At 63.8% G+C, this 24,177-nt stretch carries 26 protein-coding genes; 18 read left to right on the top strand and 8 right to left on the bottom strand.

Annotated features, from left to right (window positions below):
- Window positions 1–16: 16 nt before the first annotated feature.
- The gene (locus AC1RR3_RS37335) at window positions 17–163 is read right to left on the bottom strand and encodes a histidine kinase (protein ID WP_492830149.1); all 147 of its coding nucleotides are present in this window, start codon (window positions 161–163) and stop codon (window positions 17–19) included.
- A gap of 193 nt (window positions 164–356) precedes the next feature.
- Between AC1RR3_RS37335 and AC1RR3_RS37330 the strand changes: the two genes are divergently transcribed.
- The 3 genes from AC1RR3_RS37330 to AC1RR3_RS37320 all read left to right on the top strand — a co-directional run bounded on the left by AC1RR3_RS37330 (window position 357) and on the right by AC1RR3_RS37320 (window position 3,525).
- The gene (locus tag AC1RR3_RS37330; RefSeq protein ID WP_492830129.1) at window positions 357–983 is read left to right on the top strand and encodes a shikimate kinase; all 627 of its coding nucleotides are present in this window, start codon (window positions 357–359) and stop codon (window positions 981–983) included.
- On the top strand, window positions 980–2,128 hold the full coding sequence (aroB, locus tag AC1RR3_RS37325; RefSeq protein WP_492830127.1) for a 3-dehydroquinate synthase: 1,149 nt from the start codon (window positions 980–982) through the stop codon (window positions 2,126–2,128). Before AC1RR3_RS37330 ends, aroB begins: the two co-directional genes overlap by 4 nt.
- Window positions 2,129–2,220: 92 nt before the next feature.
- Entirely contained in the window at window positions 2,221–3,525 is a 1,305-nt protein-coding gene (locus AC1RR3_RS37320; protein ID WP_492830125.1) for an HlyC/CorC family transporter, read from the top strand.
- Window positions 3,526–3,661: 136 nt separating this feature from the next.
- Here AC1RR3_RS37320 and AC1RR3_RS37315 read toward each other — a convergent pair whose 3' ends face one another.
- Entirely contained in the window at window positions 3,662–3,931 is a 270-nt protein-coding gene (locus AC1RR3_RS37315) for a BolA family protein (protein ID WP_492830123.1), read from the bottom strand.
- Between the two features lie 107 nt (window positions 3,932–4,038).
- Here AC1RR3_RS37315 and AC1RR3_RS37310 point away from each other — a divergent pair, with 107 nt between their 5' ends.
- Window positions 4,039–4,677 carry a J domain-containing protein gene (locus tag AC1RR3_RS37310; protein ID WP_492830121.1) on the top strand — a complete coding sequence of 213 codons (639 nt, stop codon included), beginning with the start codon at window positions 4,039–4,041 and terminating at the stop codon, window positions 4,675–4,677.
- Window positions 4,678–4,863: 186 nt separating this feature from the next.
- On the opposite strand, the gene AC1RR3_RS37305 is transcribed toward AC1RR3_RS37310, so the two are convergent.
- The gene (locus AC1RR3_RS37305; protein WP_492830119.1) at window positions 4,864–5,955 is read right to left on the bottom strand and encodes a citrate synthase/methylcitrate synthase; all 1,092 of its coding nucleotides are present in this window, start codon (window positions 5,953–5,955) and stop codon (window positions 4,864–4,866) included.
- Window positions 5,956–6,031: 76 nt separating this feature from the next.
- On the opposite strand from AC1RR3_RS37305, the gene AC1RR3_RS37300 reads away from it, so the two are divergent.
- Window positions 6,032–7,261, top strand: a complete 1,230-nt coding sequence (locus tag AC1RR3_RS37300) for a citrate synthase (protein ID WP_492830117.1) — start codon at window positions 6,032–6,034, stop codon at window positions 7,259–7,261.
- Between the two features lie 130 nt (window positions 7,262–7,391).
- Here AC1RR3_RS37300 and AC1RR3_RS37295 read toward each other — a convergent pair whose 3' ends face one another.
- Window positions 7,392–8,054, bottom strand: coding sequence for a DedA family protein (locus AC1RR3_RS37295; protein ID WP_492830115.1), 663 nt, complete (start codon window positions 8,052–8,054; stop codon window positions 7,392–7,394).
- 333 nt (window positions 8,055–8,387) lie between these two features.
- Here AC1RR3_RS37295 and cobS point away from each other — a divergent pair, with 333 nt between their 5' ends.
- The 8 genes from cobS to AC1RR3_RS37255 all read left to right on the top strand — a co-directional run bounded on the left by cobS (window position 8,388) and on the right by AC1RR3_RS37255 (window position 17,573).
- Complete coding sequence (gene cobS, locus AC1RR3_RS37290) at window positions 8,388–9,386, top strand: cobaltochelatase subunit CobS (RefSeq protein ID WP_492830113.1); 999 nt, start codon at window positions 8,388–8,390, stop codon at window positions 9,384–9,386.
- A 3-nt stretch (window positions 9,387–9,389) separates the two neighbouring features.
- Window positions 9,390–9,800, top strand: a complete 411-nt coding sequence (locus tag AC1RR3_RS37285) for a GNAT family N-acetyltransferase (RefSeq protein WP_492830111.1) — start codon at window positions 9,390–9,392, stop codon at window positions 9,798–9,800.
- Window positions 9,797–11,704 carry a cobaltochelatase subunit CobT gene (cobT, locus tag AC1RR3_RS37280; RefSeq protein WP_492830109.1) on the top strand — a complete coding sequence of 636 codons (1,908 nt, stop codon included), beginning with the start codon at window positions 9,797–9,799 and terminating at the stop codon, window positions 11,702–11,704. The genes AC1RR3_RS37285 and cobT overlap by 4 nt, the downstream gene beginning before the upstream one ends.
- Complete coding sequence (locus tag AC1RR3_RS37275) at window positions 11,701–12,777, top strand: esterase-like activity of phytase family protein (RefSeq protein ID WP_492830107.1); 1,077 nt, start codon at window positions 11,701–11,703, stop codon at window positions 12,775–12,777. The genes cobT and AC1RR3_RS37275 overlap by 4 nt, the downstream gene beginning before the upstream one ends.
- Before the next feature lie 84 nt (window positions 12,778–12,861).
- The gene (locus AC1RR3_RS37270; protein ID WP_492830105.1) at window positions 12,862–14,661 is read left to right on the top strand and encodes a hypothetical protein; all 1,800 of its coding nucleotides are present in this window, start codon (window positions 12,862–12,864) and stop codon (window positions 14,659–14,661) included.
- 59 nt (window positions 14,662–14,720) lie between these two features.
- Entirely contained in the window at window positions 14,721–15,683 is a 963-nt protein-coding gene (locus tag AC1RR3_RS37265) for a Bug family tripartite tricarboxylate transporter substrate binding protein (protein ID WP_492830104.1), read from the top strand.
- Between the two features lie 90 nt (window positions 15,684–15,773).
- On the top strand, window positions 15,774–16,886 hold the full coding sequence (locus AC1RR3_RS37260; RefSeq protein WP_492830102.1) for an NADH:flavin oxidoreductase/NADH oxidase: 1,113 nt from the start codon (window positions 15,774–15,776) through the stop codon (window positions 16,884–16,886).
- Window positions 16,887–17,165: 279 nt separating this feature from the next.
- Complete coding sequence (locus AC1RR3_RS37255; protein WP_492830099.1) at window positions 17,166–17,573, top strand: hypothetical protein; 408 nt, start codon at window positions 17,166–17,168, stop codon at window positions 17,571–17,573.
- Window positions 17,574–17,586: 13 nt separating this feature from the next.
- Here the strand turns inward: AC1RR3_RS37255 and AC1RR3_RS37250 are convergent, their stop codons facing one another.
- The 3 genes from AC1RR3_RS37250 to AC1RR3_RS37240 all read right to left on the bottom strand — a co-directional run bounded on the left by AC1RR3_RS37250 (window position 17,587) and on the right by AC1RR3_RS37240 (window position 20,082).
- A complete protein-coding gene (locus tag AC1RR3_RS37250) occupies window positions 17,587–17,832 on the bottom strand; it encodes a PilZ domain-containing protein (RefSeq protein WP_492830098.1) in 246 nt (81 codons plus the stop codon).
- Window positions 17,833–18,129: 297 nt separating this feature from the next.
- Window positions 18,130–19,452: a T6SS phospholipase effector Tle1-like catalytic domain-containing protein gene (locus tag AC1RR3_RS37245; protein WP_492830096.1), complete on the bottom strand. Its 1,323-nt coding sequence runs from the start codon at window positions 19,450–19,452 to the stop codon at window positions 18,130–18,132.
- A gap of 270 nt (window positions 19,453–19,722) precedes the next feature.
- Window positions 19,723–20,082, bottom strand: coding sequence for a hypothetical protein (locus AC1RR3_RS37240; RefSeq protein ID WP_492830094.1), 360 nt, complete (start codon window positions 20,080–20,082; stop codon window positions 19,723–19,725).
- 360 nt (window positions 20,083–20,442) lie between these two features.
- Between AC1RR3_RS37240 and AC1RR3_RS37235 the strand changes: the two genes are divergently transcribed.
- From AC1RR3_RS37235 to AC1RR3_RS37215, 5 genes are all read left to right on the top strand, one after another.
- Entirely contained in the window at window positions 20,443–20,727 is a 285-nt protein-coding gene (locus AC1RR3_RS37235) for a hypothetical protein (RefSeq protein ID WP_492830091.1), read from the top strand.
- Complete coding sequence (locus AC1RR3_RS37230; RefSeq protein WP_492830089.1) at window positions 20,720–21,016, top strand: hypothetical protein; 297 nt, start codon at window positions 20,720–20,722, stop codon at window positions 21,014–21,016. Before AC1RR3_RS37235 ends, AC1RR3_RS37230 begins: the two co-directional genes overlap by 8 nt.
- Before the next feature lie 128 nt (window positions 21,017–21,144).
- Window positions 21,145–21,423 (top strand): DUF1488 family protein, encoded by a 279-nt coding sequence (locus tag AC1RR3_RS37225; RefSeq protein WP_492830088.1) that lies wholly within the window; start codon window positions 21,145–21,147, stop codon window positions 21,421–21,423.
- Window positions 21,424–21,853: 430 nt separating this feature from the next.
- Complete coding sequence (locus AC1RR3_RS37220; RefSeq protein ID WP_492830086.1) at window positions 21,854–22,741, top strand: DNA-processing protein DprA; 888 nt, start codon at window positions 21,854–21,856, stop codon at window positions 22,739–22,741.
- Window positions 22,713–23,396 carry a hypothetical protein gene (locus AC1RR3_RS37215; protein WP_492830084.1) on the top strand — a complete coding sequence of 228 codons (684 nt, stop codon included), beginning with the start codon at window positions 22,713–22,715 and terminating at the stop codon, window positions 23,394–23,396. Before AC1RR3_RS37220 ends, AC1RR3_RS37215 begins: the two co-directional genes overlap by 29 nt.
- Before the next feature lie 45 nt (window positions 23,397–23,441).
- Here AC1RR3_RS37215 and AC1RR3_RS37210 read toward each other — a convergent pair whose 3' ends face one another.
- Complete coding sequence (locus tag AC1RR3_RS37210; RefSeq protein ID WP_492830082.1) at window positions 23,442–24,167, bottom strand: hypothetical protein; 726 nt, start codon at window positions 24,165–24,167, stop codon at window positions 23,442–23,444.
- Window positions 24,168–24,177 lie beyond the last annotated feature (10 nt).

Raw genomic sequence — 24,177 nt, 5'->3', positions numbered from 1 at the left:
CCCCGGAGGCTAGCTCCTATTTCTTGAGAAACTTATCCGGTGGGATCGTCACCGTCATTTCCCGCGACTTCGGGTTCACGAAGTTCGCCAGCGCGAAGACCACGCCATAGACGATGCCGGCGATCACGGCGACGGCCGTCAGGAAGCGGAACAGGCTGGGCATCGCAAGGTCTCGGTCAAGGGTCTCGGTCAGGCTCTTGGCGGGCAAATTAACCAATGAAATCATCCAACATGTTCGCCGTTTCGTGGCAAGAGTCCTCTGGCGAGGGCCCCTTCGGGGTCGTATAGGTGGCCAAAGCATGCCGCCTTTGGCGGCAGATCGAGCAGGACCCAGAGCGAGATCCAGAGCAACATCCATGTCCGACGCCGCGTTGCCGATCCAAGCTTCGCCTGAGGCCGACATTCTGTCGGCGCTCGGGGCGCGCTCGATCGTGCTCGTCGGCATGATGGGGGTGGGCAAATCCACCATTGGCCGCCGCATGGCTCTCAGGCTCAAGCTGCCCTTCGTCGATGCCGACACCGAGATCGAGGCGGCGGCCGGCATGACCATACCGGAAATCTTCGAGCGCCACGGCGAGGCGCATTTCCGCGATGGCGAGGCCCGCGTGATCGCCCGTCTCCTCGACGGCGGCCCGGTGGTGCTGGCGACCGGCGGCGGCGCCTTCATGCGCGAGGAGACCCGCAACCGGATCGCGGCCAAGGCGATCTCGATCTGGCTCAGGGCGGACCACGACGTCATCATGCGCCGCGTCCGCCGCCGCGCCGATCGTCCGCTGCTCCAGACCGCCGACCCGGAAGGGACGGTCACGCGCCTGCTCACCGAGCGCGAGCCGATCTACGGCAAGGCCGACCTCACCATCGCCTCGCGCGACGTGCCGCACGACAGAATCGTCGATGAGACCATCGAGACGTTGCGCGGCCATCTCTGCGGCCATGTCGCCGCGTCCGAACCTCCATCCGACGTCGCGAGTGCGTTAAGATGACTGCGCCCTTGAAACATTCCGACCCTGTCAATGTCGACGTCGCGCTCGGCGATCGCGCCTACGACATCGTCATCGGCCGCGGCGTGCTGGCCTCGCTCGGCGAACGGGTCGCGGCCTTGCGCCCCGGCGTGCGCACCGCGATCGTGACGGATCGTACCGTGGCAAAATACTGGCTCGAGCCGACCGAAGCATCGCTCGCAGCCAGCGGCATCCCGACCTCGCGCATCGTCGTCGAGGAAGGCGAGATCTCCAAAACCTATGCGGGCCTGGAAAAGGTCAGCGAAGCCCTGATCGCCGCAAAGATCGAGCGCAACGATCTCGTCATCGCGCTCGGCGGCGGCGTGGTCGGCGATCTCGCCGGCTTTGCCGCGGCGATCCTGCGCCGCGGCGTCGATTTCGTGCAGGTGCCGACCTCGCTGCTGGCGCAGGTCGATTCCTCCGTCGGCGGCAAGACCGGCATCAATTCGCCGCAGGGCAAGAATCTGCTCGGCGCCTTCCACCAGCCGGTGCTTGTTATCGCCGACACCGCCGTGCTCGACACGTTGTCGCCGCGCCAGTTCCGCGCCGGCTATGCCGAGGTCGCCAAATACGGCGTGCTCGGCGACGAGGCCTTCTTCACCTGGCTGGAAAAGAACCACGCGGACATCTTCAAGGGCGGTTCTGCCCGCGAGCACGCGATCGCCACCTCCTGCCGCGCCAAGGCGGGCGTCGTCTCGCGCGATGAGCGCGAGACCGGCGAGCGCGCATTGCTCAATCTCGGCCACACCTTCGGTCATGCGCTGGAGGCCGCGACCGGTTTCTCCGACCGCCTGTTCCACGGCGAGGGCGTCGCTATCGGCATGACGCTGGCGGCGCAGTTTTCCGCAAAACTCGGCATGATCGGCGAGCTTGAGGCGGCGCGCGTCGAGCGGCACCTCATTGAAGCCGGCCTGCCGACGCGCTTGCAGGATATCGCAGGCTTTGCGCAGGAAGGGCTGGCGGACGCCGACGCGCTGATGGCCCTGATGGCGCAGGACAAGAAGGTCAAGCGCGGCAAGCTCACCTTCATCCTGCTTGAGGCTGTCGGGCGCGCGGTGATCGCGAAGGACGTCGAGCCGGCGCCGGTGCGCGATTTCCTGCAAGAGAAGCTCGCCCACAAGGCGTGATGCGTGGCTGAATTTCTCTAAAGCGTTTTCAAGCGAAGTGGGGACCGGTTCGCGCCGGGAAAACGCGTTAAGACAAGAAACCAGAGTGATTCATGGACTGGCTCGGCTTCACCATCGTCATTTTCTGCCTGCTCGTCTCCGGCTTCTTCGCCGCGAGCGAGACCGCGCTGACCGGCGCCTCGCGCGCCAGCATGCTGCGGCTGTCCAAGCAGGGTAATCGCGATGCCGACGTCGTCTCGCAGCTGCTCGACATGCGCGAGCGCCTGATCGGCGCGCTGCTGCTCGGCAACAACATCGCCAATATCAGCGCCTCCGCGCTCGCGACCGCCATCTTCACCGCCTGGTTCGGCGATGTCGGCGTGCTCTATGCCACCGGCGTGATGACCGCCCTGGTCGTGATCTTCGCCGAGGTGCTGCCGAAGACCATCGCCATCAACGCTCCCGACCGCATGGCGCTTGCGGTCGCCCGCCCGATGCGGCTGACCATGTACGTGCTGGGGCCGCTGCTCAGAATCGTGGAAGTCATCGTCCGCCTCTTGATGCGGCTGTTTGGTCTGGCCGGTGAGCACCAGGCGATCCTGTCGCCGACCGAGCGCCTGCGCGGCGCGGTCGACCTGCTGCATCACGAGGGCAAGGTCGAGAAGCAGGACCGCGACATGCTCGGCGGCCTGCTGGACCTGCGCGAGCTCCAGGTCTCCGACGTCATGATCCATCGCACCGAGATGATGATGATCAACGCCGACATGCCGCCGGACGAATTGGTCCGCGAGGTGCTGGCGACCGAATACACCCGCATTCCGCTCTGGCGCGAGAAGCCGGAAAACATCATCGGCGTGCTTCACGCCAAGGATCTCTTGCGCGCGATCCGCGCCGCCGATGGCGACACCTCGCGCATCGACGTCTCCACCATCGCGCTGCCGCCCTGGTTCGTGCCGGAGATGCGGCCGCTCGCCGAGCAGCTCAAGGCGTTCCGACGCCGGAAAACCCACTTCGCGCTGGTCGTCGACGAGTACGGCGAAGTTGAAGGTCTCGTGACGCTGGAAGACATTCTGGAAGAGATCGTCGGCGACATCTCCGACGAGCATGACGTCGTGGTCGCCGGCGTGCGCGCCCAGCCGGACGGCTCGGTCGTGGTCGATGGCTCGGTGCCGATCCGCGATCTCAACCGCGCCATGGACTGGCACCTGCCTGACGAAGAGGCAACCACGGTCGCCGGACTCGTCATTCACGAGGCGCGCTCGATCCCCGACCGCGGCCAGAGTTTCACCTTCCACGGCTTCCGCTTCCGCGTCCTCCGCCGCGAACGCAACCGCATCACCGCGCTCCGTATTTCACCGGTGCCGCGCGACGCCGAGCTGGAGGAGGCCAAGCCGAGAAGGGCGGGGACGTCGTTTTGACGCACGGTCGGTGTCATCGCCCGCCTTGTGCGCACTTGCGCACTGGAGCGGGCGATCCAGTACGCCGCGGCAGCTCGATTCTAGCCGCGACGTCTCGGAGTACTGGATGCCCCGCTTTCGCGGGGCATGACAGCGGTTAGCCTTCCCCCGGCGCCTGCGCGTGGATGGCCAGCGCGTGCACGCTGCCGGAGAGTTCCGCAGCCAGCGCCGAATTTATCATGCGGTGGCGGTCGACCCGGCTCTTCCCTTTGAAGGCCTGCGACACGATATAAACGCGAAAGTGCGTCTCGCCGCTCGGCCGATGGCCGGCATGGCCCTCATGCAAATGTGACTCGTCGACGACCTGCAGGCTTTCCGGCGTGAAAGCTTCCTGCAACTTGTTGCTGATAGTGTCTCTCATAGCCATGGGCGTGCCATTAAGGTGTGCGATCGCACTCCGTCAATTGCCGGGGTTCTCAGCTAATTGCAATGTCAAGACTTGAAGGTTTTTGCATTGCGTAGTCAAAGTCAGTCATGCCGATCGATTCATCAAAGTTCTTCGACTCCATCCGCGTCAAGCCGAAAGGCAAGCAGGCGGAAGTGAAGCCGCGCGACACCGCAGTCGGCTGCGAATGGACCGGGTGCCAGAACAAGGGCGCCCATCGTGCGCCCAAGGGCCGCGAGAATTCGCGCGAGTACTGGCACTTCTGCCTCAACCACGTGCGCGAGTATAACCAGAACTACAATTTCTTCTCCGGCATGAATGCCGACGCCGTCGCGCGCTACCAGAAGGACGCACTGACCGGGCACCGTCCGACCTGGACGATGGGCGCCAATGGTGGCGTCAAGAAGGGCGCGGAATCCGAGATCGACGGCGCCTTCGATCCGTTCAGCATGTTTGCGGAGCTCAACGGCCGAGCCGGCTGGCGGAAGGGTCCGGAGGCCTCCCAGCCCAAGGTCGAAACCCGCAAGGTGATGAACGCCGAGCGCAAGGCGCTCCAGGTCATGGGCCTCGGCCCCAGCGCCACGCTCGCCGACGTCAAGAGCAAGTACAAAGCGCTGGTGAAGCAGCACCACCCCGACGCCAATGGCGGCGACCGCTCGACCGAGGATCGCCTGATCGAGATCATCAAGGCGTATAATTATCTGAAGACGGTGGTGCGGGAGGCCTGAGGCCTCACTCGCTTTCTTCCCTTCTCCCCTTGTGGGAGAAGGTGGCGCGAAGCGCCGGATGAGGGGTCTCCGTCCGCGAGTTCGTTGCAAGAAATTCGTGCGCGGAGAGATACCCCTCACCCGTCTCGCCGCTGCGCGGCGATCCACCCTCTCCCACAAGGGGAGAGGGGAAGCACGCATCGCGCTTCACGAAGGCATTGCCCCCACATAGGACGAGCTCGGCCGGATCAACCGCCCCGTGCGCTGCTGCTCGCGCGCATGCGCGGTCCATCCTGCGGCGCGCGCCACCGCGAAGATCGGCGTGAAGGCCTGCCTCGGAATCGCCAGCGCATCGAGCAGGATCGCGGTGAAGAACTCGACGTTCGTCTCCAGCGGCCGCTCCGGGTTCTTCTTGCGCAAGGCGCTGCGGATATAGGCCTCGACCTCGCCGGCAAACGGCAGGTCGGCGCCGTTGGAGGCAAGCGCCTCGACCGCGGTCTTGAGCACGTCGGCGCGCGGATCGCGGACGCGATAGACGCGGTGACCAAAGCCCATCATTCGCTCGCCGCGGGCGAGTGCCGCGTCCACCCAGGGCTGGATGCGCTCGCGCGAGCCGATCGCATCGAGCATTTCCAGTACCGGCTCCGGCGCGCCGCCGTGCAGCGGCCCCGTCAGCGCGCAATAACCGGCGGTCACCGCCGCAAACAGGTCGGCCTGCGTCGAGGCGACCACGCGTGCGGTGAAGGTTGAGGCGTTCATGCCGTGGTCGCTGGCGGTGACGAGATAGGCGTCCAGCGCGGTGACTTCGCGCGAGGCGGGGGCGCGCCCGTGCAGCATGCGAAGCGTATCGGCGGCATGGCTCACGTTCGGATCGGGGGCGATCGGCTCGAGCCCTTTGGCGCGCCGGACCAGCGCGCCCGCGATCACCGGGAACGCGCCGACAATGGTCGCTTCATGCGCGAGCCCGTGCTCGGCGCGAAGTCCCGCGACGGCCGCGCGAAACCCGTCAACGATGCCCATGCCGCGCGTCGCCGGCAGCAGCTCGTCCAGCCGCGCGAAGGCCCGCTCGCGCGCGGCCCCCAGGCTCGCCCGCACATTGGCTTCGCTCAGGCTGGTCTTGCTGGCGCCGTTCCAGAGCCGGGCGGTGACGCCCTCGAAGCTCGAGATAGCGGCGAGGCGTCCGACATGCTCGCCAGCGATGATCAGTTCGCCGCGCTCGCCATCGACATGGCTCAGCACGGTTTCAGCCGCGGGAACGCCGTCCAGCCCGATCTGGCTTTTGGTGAGGTGGATGTTCATGGCCCAAATCTCCTTGTTCACGGGAGAAAAATCGGGCCTCTCGACAGATTGATCAATCTTGATTACATAAATCAATATGAAAAATTCCGATGGGCTCTACCTCTCCGCCCGGGAAGCCGCCGCCGAGCTCGCGATCTCGCCGGCAACGCTCTACGCCTATGTCAGCCGCGGCCTGATCCGCTCCGAGCCGACGCCGGACTCGCGAAAAAACCGCTACCGCGCCGAGGACGTCCGCTCCCTGAAGGAGCGCCGTGTCCCGTCGCCCGAGCCGCGCGGCCTGCGCAGCTTCGACGCTGACCTTCCGGTCATGGACACGGAGATCTCGACCATCACCGAGGACGGTGCGATCTACCGCGGCGTCAATTGCGTCGATCTCGCCGAGAATGACACGCTGGAGCACGCCGCGACGCTGCTCTGGGACGTCTCCGACGTCGATCCGTTTGCGCCGGACAATCAACCCGAGATCTCCGACGAGATGCGCGCGATCGCGGAAGCCGCACGTCGCGCGGCTCCGATCGACCGCGCCATCGCCGTGCTCGCGCTTGCCGCGAGCGCCGATCCCCGTGCCTTCACCCGCGCGCCCGATGGCCGCGCGATGGTCGGCGGGCGCATCGTCAGGCTCTTGGTTGCAACCATGCTGAACGCCGAGCCCTCATCCGAGCCGCTGCATCAGCAGATCGCGAAGGCCTGGGCGGCGGACAACAAGCATGCGCCCGACCTGATCCGCCGCGCGCTCGTGCTGCTCGCCGATCATGAATTGAACGCTTCGACCTTCACCGCACGCTGCGCGGCCTCGACCGGCCTCAATCTCTACGACTCCGTCATCGCCGGCCTCGCAGCGCTGAAGGGACCGAAGCACGGCGGCGCCGGTGTGCTGGCCTCGCAGCTGGTGAAAACGCTGATCGATCGCGACGTCGGCCCGATGGTGCGCGAGCGCGTCGCGCTTGGCGAGCGCTTTGCCGGCTTCGGCCACGGCGTCTACAAGCGCGGCGATCCCCGCGCGCAATCGCTGCTGAATGCGCTCACCCGCGCCGGCGCGCCGCGAAAATTCACCCGCGAAGTGCCCGAGCGGATCGTCGAAGCGACCGGCGAGCTCGTCAATATCGACTACGCGCTCGCCGTGCTCGTGCATGCGCTGCGACTGCCGGTGGGCAGCGAGCTCGCCTTGTTCGCCATGGCCCGCAGCGTGGGCTGGATCGCGCACGCCAGCGAGCAATTGCAGTTCGGCAAGCTGATCAGGCCACGGGCGAGGTATGTTGGGCCCGCGCCGGGGCGGAGAATGGGGGCGGCGGACTCCAAAAGCTAAACCCTCATGGTGAGGAGCGCGGAACGCGCGTCTCGAACCATGCAGGCCCGGCTATCGCCTGCGGCCATTCTTCGAGACGCCGCTTTGCGGGCTCCTCGGGATGAGGTCAGAGTGCTTGGATGCAGCAGATTCAGGCTGGTGGCTTCGCAGTCGCGACCGCACCGCCGCCGCTCCGCCGGCGATAGATCCACACCCCCACGCCCAGCACGATGGCGACGCCGACTACGGTCAAAATCCACATGTGCTTGCCGATATGCTCGTGGTGCGGCAGTCCGGCATATTCATGCAGGGCCGACACGGCCAGCACGCCCGGCAGCACATGGGCCGGTGCCCAGACCAGGATCGCCGGGATGTTGACGGCGTAGAAGCGCACAGGCGGCATGCCGAGCGCGCCGGCGGTCACGGGCACGAAGGCGCGGATCGGCGGCACGAAGCGGGCGAAGAACACGGCCCAGGTGCCGAAGCGGTTGAAGAAGCTTTCGCTCTGCTCGACCACACGCGGATAATTGGTCAGCGGCCAGGTGTTGAGGATCTCGCGTTGCTGCCGGTGCCCGATCCAGTAGGCCGAGCCGTCACCCAGCACCGCGCCGAGCGCGGCGGCCAGTAGCACCCACTGCAGCTTCAACTCGCCGCCCGGGATCAGGGCGCTCAGCGCCAGGATGATGGTCGAGCCGGGGATCACCGATCCCACCACCGGAACGGCTTCGAGCAGCGCTGCCAGGAACAGGGTCAGATAAGCCAGCCACGCATGGGCCGAAACGAACGAGATGAGGGGATCAAGGAAGGATGTCACGACGTCTTTCGTGTCGGCGGCGGGTCCAGGGGTTCAGAAGGGTTCAGAAGAGTTCAGGCCCTTAAGGGCCCAGACCCTACATAAGTAAGGAGAGACGGGAAAAGTGCCATTCGCATGGGCAGACCCGTTACCCCGCCCGAAATTCGAGCGTGATTCGCAAGGCAGCCCTCCAAAAACTGCGTTCCTCGCCTATCTAAATGAAAAGACAACGGAACTTTGATTGTGGGGCGGGCTTCTGCCCGCACGTTGTCTCTGATAGGTTCGCAAACGCACCCAGCCGCAGCCACCGTGCAAATAACTGGTCTCGGGATCGCCCGGGACCTCGGAGGATTGATGACGACCGCCGCTCTGTCCAAAGTTGAGGAAGTTTCCGGTTTGCCCGACATGAAGGTGTCGGTCCGCCAGGTGTTCGGGATCGACAGCGATCTCGAAGTGCCGGCCTATTCCGAAGTCGATCCTCATGTGCCCGAAGTCGATTCCGACTACCGCTTCGACCGTGCCACCACGCTCGCCATTCTCGCCGGCTTCGCCCGCAACCGCCGCGTGATGGTGACCGGCTATCACGGCACGGGCAAATCCACCCATATCGAGCAGGTCGCCGCCCGCCTGAACTGGCCCTGCGTGCGCGTCAACCTCGACAGCCACATCAGCCGTATCGACCTCGTCGGCAAGGACTCGATCGTGGTCCGTGACGGCAAGCAGGTCACCGAATTCCGCGACGGCATCCTGCCCTGGGCACTCCAGAACAACGTCGCGCTGGTGTTCGACGAATACGACGCCGGCCGCCCGGACGTGATGTTCGTGATCCAGCGCGTGCTGGAAGTCTCCGGACGCCTGACGCTGCTCGACCAGAACAAGGTGATCAAGCCGCACCCGTCGTTCCGGCTGTTTGCGACCGCCAACACGGTCGGCCTCGGCGACACCTCGGGCCTCTATCACGGCACCCAGCAGATCAACCAGGGCCAGATGGACCGCTGGTCGATCGTCACGACGCTGAACTACCTCAGCCACGACGAGGAGGTTGAGATCGTGCTGGCCAAGGCCAAGCACTATCGGACCCAGGAAGGCCGCGACATCGTCAACAAGATGGTCCGCCTTGCCGATCTCACCCGTAACGCTTTCGCCAATGGCGATCTGTCGACGGTGATGAGCCCGCGCACGGTGATTACCTGGGCCGAGAACGCCGACATCTTCAGCGATATCGGCTTTGCGTTCCGCGTCACCTTCCTCAACAAGTGCGACGAGCTCGAGCGTCCCCTGGTCGCCGAGTTCTACCAGCGCTGCTTCAATGCAGAGCTGCCGGAATCCTCGGTCAACGTGGCACTCAGCTAGTCCATGGCCACCATCACCGTCGAGCGCACCATTGGGACGACCAAGAAGGCTGTGCTCGCCGGGCTCGGCGCCTATAACGACGAGCACTTCGGGAAGCAGAAGTTCAAGGGCATCGCGGTCTCGCTGAAGGACCGCGGCAAGATTGTCGGCGGCATCGTCGGGCACCTCTGGGCCACGGTTCTGTTCATCCAGTATTTCTGGATCGATCAGAAGCAGCGCGGCAAGGGCGTTGGCACGAAGCTGATCGCGGCGATCGAGGACGAGGCAAGACGGCAGGGCGCGGTCCAGGCCCATGTCGATACGATGAGTTTCCAGGCGCCGGGCTTTTATCGTTCCTGCGGGTACGAGGAATTCGGCACCCTCAAGGGCTATCCCGGCGGCGTGACGCGCCATTCGTTTACGAAGTCGCTATGAGCACATCATCATCCAACTCCAAATTCCGTAACACCAAGGAAGCGCCGACCGAGCCGTTCAAGCGCTCCGTCGCCTCCTGTCTCAAGGCGATCGCCAAGTCGCCGGAGCTCGACGTCTCCTTCGCGGCCGAGCGTCCGGGCCTCGCGCCCGGCAAGGCGCGGCTGCCGGAGCCGGCGCGCAAGATGACAAAGCGCGACGCCGCGATCGTGCGCGGCCACGCCGACTCCATCGCGCTCAAGATCGCCTGTCACGATGCCAAGCTGCATCGCAAGCTGATGCCCGGCAATCCGCAGGCGCGCGGCGTGTTCGAGGCGGTGGAGCAGGCCCGCGTCGAGGCAATCGGCGCGCGCCGCATGGCCGGCGTTGCCAAAAATCTCACCGCGATGCTCGACGACCATTTCCATCGCGGCAAGTTCGACGAGATCACCGACCGTGCCGATGCGCCGCTGGCCGATGCGCTGGCGATGCTGGTGCGCGAGCGCCTGACCGGCATGGCGCCGCCGACGGCCGCCAAGAAGATGGTCGACCTCTGGCGTCCGATTCTCGAAGACAAGATCGGCAAGCGGCTCGACCGGCTTGATAACCTCGTCGAGGACCAGACCAGGTTCGGCGACGCGGTGCATGACCTCCTGACGGCGCTCGAACTCGGCGACGAGCGCAGTGCCGACAGCGAGGACAATGACGACAACGACGAGAACCAGGACGGCGACAACGATCAGTCCGGCGCCGAGGGCTCGCCCGATTCCGATGCCGCGCAGGAGATGAGTGCCGACCAGGCGCAGGCCTCCAGCGAGGAGATGAGCGACAGCGCGATGGAAAGCGCGCAGGCCTCGACCTCCGACACCTTCGACGACGGCGAGCTCGGCGACGACGAGACGCCGGGCGAGGCGACGCGTCCGAATTCGCACGGCAAGAACGAGCCGCGCGGGCCGGAATACCACGCCTTCGCGCCGAAATTCGACGAAATCATCGCGGCCGAAGACCTCTGCGACCATGACGAGCTGGAGCGCCTGCGCGCCTATCTCGACAAGCAGCTCGCGCATCTGCAGGGCATCGTCGCCCGTCTCGCCAACCGGCTTCAGCGGCGCCTGATGGCGCAGCAGAACCGCGCCTGGGAGTTCGATCTCGAAGAGGGCATCCTCGATCCCGCGCGCCTGTCGCGCGTGGTGACCGATCCCCATCACCCGCTGTCCTTCATGCACGAGAAGGAGGCGACGTTCCGCGACACCGTGGTGACGCTGCTGCTCGACAATTCCGGCTCGATGCGCGGCCGCCCGATCACGGTCGCGGCGACCTGCGCCGACATTCTCGCGCGCACGCTGGAGCGCTGCGGCGTCAAGGTCGAGATTCTTGGCTTCACCACGCGCGCCTGGAAGGGCGGGCAATCGCGTGAGGCGTGGCTTGCCGCCGGCAAGCCGGCCAATCCCGGCCGTCTCAACGATCTCCGTCACATCATCTACAAGTCCGCCGACGCCCCCTGGCGCCGTGCGCGGAAGAACCTTGGCTTGATGATGCGCGAGGGGCTGCTGAAGGAGAACATCGACGGCGAGGCGCTCGACTGGGCGCACAAGCGCCTGCTCGGCCGGCCCGAGCAGCGCAAGATCCTGATGATGATCTCGGACGGTGCGCCGGTCGACGATTCCACGCTGTCGGTCAATCCCGGCAATTATCTCGAGCGGCATTTGCGCCACATCATCGAGGAGATCGAGACCCGCTCGCCGGTCGAGCTGATCGCGATCGGCATCGGCCATGACGTCACGCGCTACTATCGCCGTGCGGTGACGATCGTGGACGCCGAAGAGCTCGGCGGCGCCATCACCGAGAAGCTCGCCGAGCTGTTCAGCGAGACCAACACCGCGCCAACCCAGCCGGCCGGTCGCCCGCGACGCAAACTGCATTCGTGAGCACGCAATCGTCCCGCCGCGGCTTTCTTGGCCACGCGGCGGCGGGATTTTCCACTCTCGCACTCTCGCGCCTCGCGCAGGCGCAAGCCACGACCGAGCCGCCGCCGCGCCCGCTCCAGGTCGAGCACGCCGTCACGGATCCCGTCAGCGTCGAGGTCAACGCGCGGCCGATCCCGAATTTCGAGCCGCGTGACCGTTCGCGCACCCGCTTCGGCGCGCTGGAGTATCGCAGCGGCCTGGTGCTGACCTCGTCCTATCGCGGCTTCGGCGGCCTGTCCGGCATCCGGCTCGACGCGAAAGGCGAGCGCTTCCTCGCGGTCTCCGACCAGGGCGGCTGGTTCACAGGCAGCATCCGCTATTCCGGCGGCAAGATGGTCGGGCTCGACGACGTCGAGGCCGCGCCGGTGCTGGCTGCCGACGGACGGCCGATCACGGAGAAGCGCTACTGGTACGACACCGAGTCGCTCGCACGCGACGGCTCCGTCGTCTATGTCGGGCTCGAGCGCGTCAACCAGATCATGCGCTTCGATTTTGCCAAGGGCGGCACCCGCGCCCGCGGCGAGGTGGTGCCGACGCCCGCGGCGATCCGCAAGCTGCCGTCCAACAAGGGGCTGGAGGCGCTGGTCTTCGTGCCCAGGGACAAGGGCCAGCCGCTCGCCGGCACCCTGATCGCGTTCTCCGAGCGCGGGCTGGACGCCGACGGCAATCTGGTCGCGTTCCTGATCGGCGGTCCCACGCCCGGCCAGTTCAGCGTGCGCCGCACCGAGAAGTTCGACATCAGCGATGCGGTGCTGCTGCCCTCAGGCGAGCTGTTGATCCTCGAACGCAAATTCTCCTGGTTCACCGGCGTCAATATCCGCATCCGGGCGATCCCGCTCAAATCGATCGCGCCGAATGCGCTGGTCGACGGCCCCGCGCTATTCAACGCCGATCTCGGCCACGAGATCGACAACATGGAAGGCATCGACGCCCACGTCACGGCGGAGGGCGAGACCGTGCTGACGCTGGTGTCGGACGACAATTTCTCGCTGCTCCAGCGCACGCTGCTGCTGCAATTCACGCTGGTGGAGTGATCGTCCGCTTGACCCTGGCAATTCGATTGCGCGATGATCGAGGTGTATTTGATCGATTGTGACCGCATTGATTGAGGGGTGGGCATGATGTCCGGGCTCGAGGCGCTCGTTTGGATCGTCGTTCTATTCATCCTGTTCGGACTGAGATATTTCGATTTTGGGACCGCCGGTGACGTCGAAACGATCCCCGGGGAGCACAAGATCCTGGTGGTTTACAGTCCTGCACTCGGGGGGCGAGCCTCGAGGCCAGATCTCGAAAAGCTGGTGCGGGAGGCTTACCCGTCCGCCGACGTGCTCATCCCGACTTACAGCCATGGCTGGGCGTCCAACATCGATCCCTATGACATCACGCAGACGATCGAGACTGCGATCGACAGGGCTCAAAACACGCATGACTATGAGAAGATCATCCTGTTCGGTTACAGCACCGGCGGGCTTCTGCTTCGCAAGGTTCTGCTCTGGGGGCACGGTTTTGAGGACCGTCCCCAGCAGCGCGCGAGCGGTCGGCATGACTGGGTAGGTCGCGTGGAGCGCTTCGTGTCGCTCGCGGCACCGAACCGCGGCTGGCCGAGCCACAAGCCGAAGAACCTGATTTTCCCCAAATACGTCTTCGGCCAACTTGCGGTAGAGATCGGCCGATTGACGGGGACGGGCCGGTTCATAGCAAGCCTGATGCAGGGCTCACCTTTCGTCGCCAACATGCGGGTGCAGTGGATCGAGCTGTTTCGAGCGCTGCCGGACGACGAGCGGCCGCTGGTTATCCATCTGCTCGGCGCCAAGGACGAGTTGGTCGACCGCGACGACAGTATAGACCTCGAAGCAGGGTCTCCTGACAGCGTGATAATCAAGACGCTGGAGGGCCTCTCGCACGCCGAGATTGCTTCGCTTATCTATCGCGATTCCGAAAAGAAGGATCTTACGCCGTCGGGCGAAGCTATCCAGATGGCGCTGACGACGCCGAGAGGTGCGTTTCCGCACTATTGGGCCGACAAGATCACGGCGCTCAAGACCGACCCGAACATTACGCACCTTATCTTCGTCATGCACGGCATCCGTGATGAGGGCACTTGGCCGGCCGAGCTGATGTGGACGATCGAGCGGCAGATCGGCCCCGCTGCGGTGCAGGTCAAGATCGTCCCGCCGCTCTACCGCAGGTTCGCGATGCTGCCGTTCCTGTTCTACTGGGACCGTCAACGCAACGTGCGCTGGTTCATGGATCAATACACGCAGGCGAGAGCGATGTATCCGAATCTCAAGGCGACCGGTGTTGACTATGTCGGCCACAGCAACGGCACCTACATTCTCACAAGTGCGCTGCAGAATTACGTGGTCCTGAAGATCAGAAACGTGTTCTTTGGAGGCAGTGTGGTGCCCGCGCATTTCCGTTGGGACAAGTTTATCGCCGCCGAACGCGTGACGGGGCGGGTCTGGAATATCTGTGCCGCCGGGGACTGGGTGGTCGCGCTCTTCCCGCAGTTCTTCCAGCATATCTCGGATTTCCTGAAGATCGACGAGCCGAAGCCTGGGCTGCTCGACATCGGCTCGGCCGGATTTCGCGGCTTTCGTCATGGCATCGGGGCTAACGGGAAAGTGTTCAACGTGAAATACATCGCGGGAGGCCACGGCGCCGCCTTTGAGCCTTCGAGGTTCGACGATATTGCCCGCTTCGTCGTGCTCGATCCCATGCTGGATTTCAATGCGCTCTGGTGGTCGAAGGACGGGCCGCAGCCCCAACGCCTCGAGATCGCATCCAACCTGTGCTGGGTGATGTGGATCGGTGGCCTTGGTGTGATCGCGTTTTTAGGGGTCGAGAGCTATCGCGAGAGTTGGACCATCTTTGTCATTTATTGGGTGGTGCTGCTGGGTGTCCTGAACTCATGGTGAACATAGCAGGCCAACGGAACGGTTCTTGCAGCGCTCGGGTGATTGAAACGGAGTTCTCGATGAACGGGTTTCTTCGGGCGTTTTGCGTCCTTGTCGGTTTCTGGACAGCCACTGCAGCACAGGCAGAAGGCTGGCCGACGCGGCTGATCAAGGCGACCATCCCGTTCGGTCCGGGCAGCGCGGCCGACGTGGTGCCGCGGCTGGTGTTCGAGCGTCTCTCCGCCGAGCTCGGTCAATCCATCGTGGTCGAAAACCGCGCCGGCGGCGGCGGCGTGGTCGGTTCCGCGCTGGTCGCGAAATCCGATCCCGATGGCTACAGCCTTCTCGCCCAGTCGTCGGCGCTGACCGTCGCACCCCTGATTTTTCCGAGCGCGAGCTTCGACCCCACCCGCGACCTCGCCTCGGTGTTCATGATCGGATCCAGCGCCAATGTGATGATCGTGCCGAAGGAGCGGCCCTGGAAAACCATCCAGGACTTCATCGCCGACGCCAGGGCCAAACCCGGCTCGATCTCGTTCGGTTCGGTCGGCATTGGCAGCGCCGTGCATATCAGCACCGAGAAATTCCGCTTTGCCGCCGGCATCGAGGCCACGCATGTGCCCTATCGCGCAGGCCCGGAAGTGATCGCTGACATTCTCGGCGGCCGGATCGACCTGTACTTCTGCCCGCTCGCGACCGCGCTGCCGCTGATCCGCGAGGGCCAGGTCCGTGCGCTCGTGGTCTCGACGCCAAAACGCGTCGCCGATCTGCCTGATGTGCCGACGCCGGTCGAGATCGGATTGAAGGACGCCGACAGCGTGATCTGGTTCGGCGTGTTCGTGCCGGCGAAGACGCCGCGCGAGATCGTCGAAAAATTGCATGCGGCGGGCGAGAAGGTGCTGGCCGATCCGCAGATGCAGGCGAGCCTGAAAAAGCTCGGCATTGAGCCGATGCCGATGAAGCCGGCCGCGATGGACGATCTCGTCAAGCGCGAGACGGCGGCCAATCTGGAGCTGGTCAAGGCCGCGGGCATCAAGCCGTAGGGGGAGGGTTGCGCGCCGGCGGCTTGAGGAGAGGGAAGAGGCTCGCTAGCATCGCGGCCAGCTTTCCCTCCATTCCCCGGAACTCCCCGCATGAGCGCCCTGTTTTCCCCGATCAAGCTGCGCGGCCTGAATTTGAAGAACCGTCTCGTGGTGTCGCCGATGTGCCAGTATTCGGCCGAAGACGGCGTTCCCACCGACTGGCATTTCACCCACATCAACAATCTCAGCCTGTCGGGCGCGGCGATGTTCTGCATCGAGGCGACCCATGTGGAGGCGATCGGCCGCATCACGCCGGGCTGCCTCGGGCTCTACAGCGATGCCGCCGAAGCCGCGCTGAAGCAGATCCTCGCCTCCGTGCGAAAACATTCCACCACCGCGATCGCGATGCAGCTCGCCCATGCCGGCCGCAAAGCCTCCAGCGCGCGGCCCTGGGACGGCGGCCAGCTGATTCCGGTCAGCGAAGGCGGCTGGCAGACGGTGGCGCCATCGGCGCTGCCGCACAAGGAGGGCGAGGCCGCCCCGCTGGCGCTCGATGCCGCGGGCTTAAAACGCATCCGCGATGCTTTCGTCGATTCTGCAAAGCGCGCCGAGCGCATCGGCATCGACGCCATCGAGCTGCACGGCGCGCACGGCTATCTGCTGCATCAGTTCCTGTCGCCGATCTCCAACAAGCGCACCGACGAATATGGCGGCTCGCTCGAGAACCGCATGCGCTTCCCGCTGGAGGTCTACGATTCGGTGCGCGCGGTGTTCCCGCACGACAAGCCGGTCGGCATGCGGGTATCCTCCACCGACTGGGTCGAGGGCGGCTGGGACCTGGCGCAGACGATTGAATTTGCGAAGGCGCTGAAGGCGCGGGGCGTCGACTGGATCGATGCCTCCTCCGGCGGCGTCTCGCCGCTGCAGAAGATCGCGCTCGGCCCCGGCTATCAGGTGCAGTTCGCCGAGGCCATCAAGCGCGAGACCGGATTGCCCACCATCGCCGTCGGCCTGATCACCGAAGGCAGGCAGGCCGAGGAGATCGTGGCCTCCGGCAAGGCCGACATGATCGCGCTCGCCCGCGGCATGCTCTACGATCCCCGCTGGGGCTGGCACGCCGCCGCTGAGGTCGGCGGCGAGGTCGAGGCCCCGCCGCAATATTGGCGCTCGCAGCCGTCCACGCAAAAGGCGCTGTTCGGCAAGACCACGTTCGGGGCGCGGTAGGCGCTTCGCGCGTGTTGCAGGTGTGGTGCGAGGCTCGCGCCACACACTCCGTCATTGCGAGCGAAGCGAAGCAATCCAGAATCCCTCCGCGGAAACACTCTGGATTGCTTCGCTGCGCTCGCAATGACGATGGGGAGGCAGACGTGCGCCACACGTCAAGGTCGCGTCCTTGCGAAATCAGGGGCCGATCCCCTCACGCATCCGTAAACCTCCTCAGCTTCCACCCCCCGCAAAACTGGCCTAACCTCCGCTCTGTTCAACGCCTCACGGAGGCCGGCCATGCGTTTTCGTGTTCGTAAAGCAGCTCACATGCTGGAGCGCCTCGGCCTCGCGATGGCGGGGGCGGCGTGCGGGCTGTTCGTCGGCGCCTATGTCGGCTCGGCGATCGCGCCGCTGACCACGCAAGGTTTTCTGCTGGGGATGATGGCGCTGGGCGCGGTCGGCTTCTATCTCGGCATCGACACGCCGCAGCTGCCCTTCGACGAGGCCCACAGCAGCATCGATGCCGCCGAGCTGCTGAGCTCCGCCGGCACGCTCTGCGCCACGCTCACTGCGCTTGCCTCCGTCGCCGTCATCGTGCTCAGGCTCGAGCCGCACATCCTCTGGACCTGGCTCGCGCTGTTCGGCTGGATCGCCGGCGTCGCCATGCAGATCGTCGCCGGCGCGAAGGCGAGGATGCGGAAATAGGGCGGCTTACCCTCTAAAACACCACGCCCACCCGCGTGCCGCGCTTCCAGGCGATGCGGCAGCGCTTCTTGGTGTTGACGTGCAGCAGCTCGAACCGGTCGGGGATGCTCACCTGGCCGCCGAGATCGACGCAGGCGCCGCCGGGCGAATAGTCGACCAGCGTGCAGGGGATCACGGGCGCGCGCGGGTCGGTGATGATCTTGGCCTGGCGGGACACCAGGCCCGCCGGTTTGACGCGGGCGAACTTTCGCGGATGCATTGGCACTCTCCTCCAATTCCGCAGATGGCGCGGCGGGTGGTCTGCCCCCATGATGGAAAGGAGATGATGCGATCCGGCTAAGGCGGGCGCGAGAATTTTAATGAAAAGTAGCGGCGAATGCGGAAAGTGGCGGTAGTGGGGTGCCCCGCGACTGCCTCACCCCCGTCATTGCGAGGAGCCCGCGACAAAATTGCGAAGCAATTTTGCGCTGGCGACGACGCAATCCAGACCGTCTCCGCGGCGCGCTTCCGGATTGCTTCGCGGCGCTCGCAATGACGAGGAGAGAGCGCCTCCTCCTCACCCCGCCACCCCCTCATCCACCGCCGTCCCCACTGTCGCCCGCACCGGCATCGGCACCGTCTCGTACCGCGTCGGCAAATTCACCGGCCTGTACTTCGGATCCACCTCCCTCCGCTTCAACACGCTCTCATGCACATAGGCGCCTTCGGGGATGAGGCGCGGCTCGCAGCAGGGAATGTAGACGCCGAGAAACACCTTCCGCTTCGGCCATTCCCGGTACTTGGCGCTTTTCGGAATGACCTCCAGCGCGCGCCAGGCCCAATTCATCGAATTGTGCAGCTGGCCGGCCTCGCCCTGGTAGGTCGGCGGCACGTATTTGAACGGCGAGTTCTTGCGCTCGTCGCCCCAGGCGAGCTGGTTCACGGCGCTGGTGCTGAACCTCAGCCCGGCCTTTTTCGCCTCGTCGATCATCCAGATCAGCGGATATTTGGACTCGCCGCTCTCGGCCTCCGGATAGCCGCCGCCAACGTCGCAATGCACGCCGGCGAACCACACCTGCAAGATGTCCTGCGGCACCTTCTTCTCGTCCGGCACGTAGCGGTTGCTCCAGAACTCCTGCGGCTCCTCGTATCTGTTGAGGCGGAACATGCGCCGCCGCTCGTCGATCGCGATCGCCTGCCGGAAGATGGCGACGCTCGGATTACGCCGGGTGAAGGCAAGCTCCTCCAGGCTGAACACGAGGAAGAGATTGTCGCGCCGCGGCACGATCACGCTCGCCACCGTGTCCCACACGCCGATGAAGTGGATGGTCGGCCAGCGCGTCGAGGTGATGCGCGCGAACTGGGCTGCGAGGTCGAATTTGCCCTGCGGCAGCGGCCCCTGGTCGTCTACGGCGATGTCCTTGAGGTCGTCGACGTCGTTGCCGCGCCCGGTGCCGGAATATTGCTTGTAGGCGACCATGCCGCTTCCGGCGAGGTTCACCTGCTCCGGCGAGATCAAACCGATTTTGTGGATCAGCGCCGCCAGCACGCGCACCGTGTAGGCGCCGCGCGAGAAGCCGAACAGATAGATCTTGTCACCGTGCGCGTAATGCTCGACCAGGAAGCAATAGGCCGACAGCACGTTGTCATCGAGCCCGTAGCCGGTGGCGAGCCCCAGCACCAGATTGATATTGGCCTTCCAGCGATGCCACGTCGTCGGCTCCGTCACCGTGCCGACGCCGGGATCGTAGAACACCATCTGCCGCGGCGACGTTTTGTCCGTCTTGCGCAGGCAGCGATACAGCTTCAGGACGTTGGAGATGTTTTCCGAGATCTCGTTGCCGGTGCCGTCACAGCAGATGACGAGGTTTTTCGGATCGGATTTGTGATCGTGCTCCACAGGTCAGCCCCTCCCGGTGATACTACCGGAGCGAGTATAGCCGAAAAGCGCGACGGGGAAGAGACGATGGTGGTTGCCGCGACGGAGGTGCGCTCCCTCGCCCCGCTTGCGGGGGCGCGACGAGCTTCGCTCGCGCTGGGAGCGTTGGGGTGAGGGGTGCTTCCACAATCACGGTGAGAGTTGGACTCGCGGAGAGTCCCCCTCACCCGGAATTTGCTCTCGCAAATTCCGGCCTCTCCCCGCAGGCGGGGAGAGGCGAAGAACCGCCGCCTACTTCTTCTTGCCCGGGCCGAAATCCGGTTGCCACGCCGCGTCCTTGCGGTTCGGCGCTGCGGCGATGACCTTGGCCTTTTCCTTCTTCGGCTTCTTGGTTTCGCGATTGCCCTTTTGCTGTCCCTTGGCCATGGCGTCGGTCTCCTCTTGAGATTTGTGTGGGGGTTTGAGTTCGTCCAGTTCGTCCGATTGCAGCACGCGTCCGCGCGGCGTGCAGACGCGCACGTCCATGTAGCCTTCGCGCAGCAGCTTTCGCGCCAGCCGCAGCGCCACGGTCGCGCTGCCGCGGCCGACATTGGCGCAGCCATATTCGGCGGTCGCCCAGACGAGATAAGCCACGCGCGCTGCCCTAGCCATTGAGGACCGCCGCGGCACACACGAGAAGCAGAAGGCACAGCGCGATGTCGGCCTGTGGCAAGATCTGTGGCAAGATCCATTCCGAGGCGCGAAAACGCGGCATCGCATACTCCTGCCGGAGCATGAGGACATCATGCCCGAACGACGAGTCTGTCGGCGGGAGCGCAAATGACCCTCAGTCACCGGTCGAAATGCCGTAGCGAAAGTTGCGGTGATGGCAAGGACCGTACGCCTGCCTCGGAGCAATAGCGAGGACTAAAGCGCCGCGGCGACGATAGTGCTGGCTATTGCGGGGCAGGAAGCGCATGCTCGCCACAGCTGGCGTCGGTTGGGGCCCCTTGCGCAGGAAGGCAGGCAGACATGACCATCCGCTCGCGGCGAGAAACCGTCACGTTCAAGCATCCATTCCGCATCCACGGCATCGAGCGATTGCTGCCGGCGGGCGGCTATGAGGTCGTCACCGACGAGGAGATGATCGAGGGCCTGTCATTCCCGTGCTGGCGCCGTGTCGCCACCATGATCACGGTGCCCGCCGAAGGCGCGGGCGGCGGCGTGACGGAAATGCTGTCGATCGGCTCCGTCGATCTCGCGACCGCGCAGGCCGCGGATGCGCAGGCCGCGCCTGCGAGCCTCGCCCATGACTGACATTCCCGTTGATCTCGACAGGCACCGCGGCATGGCGGCGCAGAAGGCGACTGATTTGCGCCGCGCGCTGGCCGAGGTCGAAAACAATGTCAGGGAGCTGCGCGAGCGCGAGGCCGATCTCGAGAACCGTTTGATGACGGTGCCCGCGACCTCGTGGGCCGAGGCCGCGGTGAAGGCGCGCTACCTGCTCAACCTCTATGCCGCCAGCCTGTCCACCGAGGACACGCGCCACCGCGCGCTGGTGACGGCGCTGTTCGACGATTTCGCCAGGCTCTCGGGGGAGAGCTGAGGCGATCTCGGCCGCTCGCGTCCCGCCACGCGCAGGCCGCGGTCGGCACGCGGGCGGCCGGCCACGGCCGGTGAGGGCTCTCTCCACACGGGGAGTGTTTAACAATGCAATCGCGTAGGGAGTAAGCCATGACGCTGACCAGCAGCCGCTTCGTCGGCTACGAACAGGACCGGGGCATCGTCCAGTTCCTGATGCAGGACGGATCGAAGGAGATCGCCTGCGCGATCTCGACCTCCGCGATGGACTATCTCGAGCGCGGCCCGCAGACGCGGCCCGAGCAGCGCGAAGCCCAGTTCACCCGCCTGCGCGACCGCATCGAAGCCCGCGCCGCGAGCAAATATCGCGCGACGGAGTTCGAGGGCACCCCGCCGGGGATCGTGCTGCGGAGCATTGATTTTCGGGGGTAGGGGGCACCCAAGAACCTCTCGGAGGTGTTGTCGTCAAGCTCGCCGTCGTGCGTGAACTCAGCAGATCGATGTAGGCCTTCGATCTGTGCCGCGTGGTCAATTCCGGGACGTCTCGGCAGCATAGAAGACCATTTGCCGCGATTACGCCCTGGCGTTGCCGTGCAGTTATGGCAGATGACGAGTTTTTGGTTCGGTCTTGTGGTCTTGCTGCGCGGTACGCCCTCCCAGCGATGCGACCGGAGCGAGTACAGCAACTTAGTTGGTAGCGACCGCGCTAGGTGTGGGGTTAGCATCGACGCCAGCCTACGAAATAGTGGATCGTTTATTTGACTCGGGACTTGTTCGCCCAATCTATGAGATAGATGCATAATAACGATTTGTTCTTAGTTTGTTCTTATGATAGCTAGCTGCGGAGAACAGGAATAACCCTATGGAACTTGATCTCGGTTCACCAACGGAGCGCAAGCTTGGCATCTCGCCTCAAGAAGAGATGGGAGCTTATGAAGCGCTATGGGATGAAGCGGGAGCAACGTTCAAAACTATATCGGAAAAGCTGAATAAGCGTCCGAACACCGTTCCGTCAGACCTTGTCGAGCCGCAACGGGTGGACCTATACGGCGAAGCGGTTCGAGATGTTCTCGCGAAAGCGAAGGTCCAGCATGTTGGCATTCGAGTCTTAGGTGCGGGCGAGTATCCATCTGGCTTACGTGATGCAGAGTATCCTGTCGCTGTACTCTACTATCGAGGTTGGTGGGACTTAGTTAATTCCCGTTGCGTGGCTGTCGTGGGGACGCGCGCTCCGAGCGAGGATGGTCTCAAGCGAACCCGTGCGCTAGTCCGAAATCTTGTGAATGACGATTTCACGATCGTTTCTGGCCTCGCGAAGGGAGTTGATCGCGTCGCGCACGAGACTGCGATGGCCGCGGGCGGTCGAACGATTGCTGTGTTAGGGACCCCCATCAGCCATGCGTATCCAGCTGAAAATCGCGAACTACAGGAAAACATCGCCAGAGACTTTTTAATAATATCGCAGGTGCCAATTAAGCGTTGGCAAAATCAGGGGCCCAAGCAGAACAGGATTTTCTTCCCTGAACGGAACATAACGATGTCCGCGTTGACCGAGGCCACGATCATTGTAGAGGCGGGAGAGACTTCCGGAACGCTTGTACAAGCGCGCCATGCTTTGAAGCAGAAGCGGAAGCTCTTCATTCTGGATAGTTGTTTCAATAATCCGGACATCACTTGGCCGCATCGATTTGCGGAAGAGGGGGCCATCCGAGTGCGCACTTATGACGACATCTCAAAGCACCTTTCCTAGCCGGCTTACCCAGATTGACGATTTGACTCGGCCACACCACCATTACCTTGGTGCGGGGGACCAATGTCTATTTCTCGGCGAGTACACTGCCAGGAAGGGATTTAGCTTTAGCGCGACGAACCAGGTCATTCTCAATTTCAAGAAGTCGGTAGATCGTCGCGGCCGGGCTGAGTGGCAACATAAAGAGCGCGCGATACGCGAAGTGGGGCAAGCGTTTGCAAATGCAATTGCGGCGCACTGGCTGACTAGCACCACGCTAGTACCAATACCTCCCTCGAAACAGAAGGATGACCCACTCTACGACGACCGTATGCTAAGAATGCTGCAGGCGATCCCCGCAGCACAACCATTGGACATTCGCGAACTTCTGACACAGCGGCATACTATGGAAGCCGCGCATGACGCTGACGTTCGTCCGGGGCCCGATGAGATAGCGCAATGTTACCAGATCGATGGCAGCCTGTGTCAGTCAATTCCCAAGACGATTGCGTTGTTTGACGACGTCATTACTACCGGGGCGCACTTCGTCGCCGCACGACGCCTTATAGAAAACCGCTTTCCAGGAGTGCCAATCTACGGCTTCTTTATTGCCAGGCGTGTTCCGGAAACGACCGATTTCAGTGTGTTCCTTAGAGATCCGAGTACCGATCCGTAGTTTTATTTCAACTCAGGCAACGCAGCATACTTGTACTTGAAGGCATTAATCGAAAAGCCGAAGTTGATTTTCATCTGGCTTCGAAACGTTCTCTTCTTGTCCGGCTGTTGATGTCTTGGATTGGCCGTTGAGAGTCTCAACGGCCAGGAAGTAGCCCTCAGCAAATGCCTCTAGCATTTGAGTCTTACGAGCTTCGTCGATCGGCGGAATTTCCTTCGCATCAACTACCCGAAGAATCCGCGGCTGTTTGGGCCCAAGGCAGCTAAAGTCAAGTATCTCGAAACGCGCATTTTCTAGATCCGGGTCTTGCATCATCACATCGCGAACAATCGCGATGAATAAGGCGAGTCGCTCCCTGGCTAGCGGGTTCTGTCGCCAAAAGCTGAACCACGGAAAATAGAGCTGCCCTCCCACGCCATAAATCATTGGCGGTTCAAATGGGACCATTAATCCACGGGCAATAGGATAGTACCGCCGTTCAATCGATTGAAAAAAATCCGGCGTAATGCCGGCGAAATGATCTCGGATCAGCGGAAGCACGCTCAGCAAATTTTCGCGAACGTTTGCCCGTTTGATCTTCTTGATACCTTCAACAACTTGATCGTACGGAACGTTCAAGATCAGAAGGTCGCGCACCGCGCCGTATAGCGGATTGTAGTTGAAGAGCGGCGGATTCTCAGCAAGCCGAACGAGGATCTTTGCGATCATCGTCGGATCAGCTCGCCAATTGCGAGCCAGATGTTGAACCGTGGGAATATGCAATTCCGCCATTGGTCTACAC

The sequence above is a fragment of the Bradyrhizobium sp. GW821-FHT13H05 genome (assembly GCF_058804065.1).
This window is presented reverse-complemented; position numbering and strand designations above follow the sequence as displayed.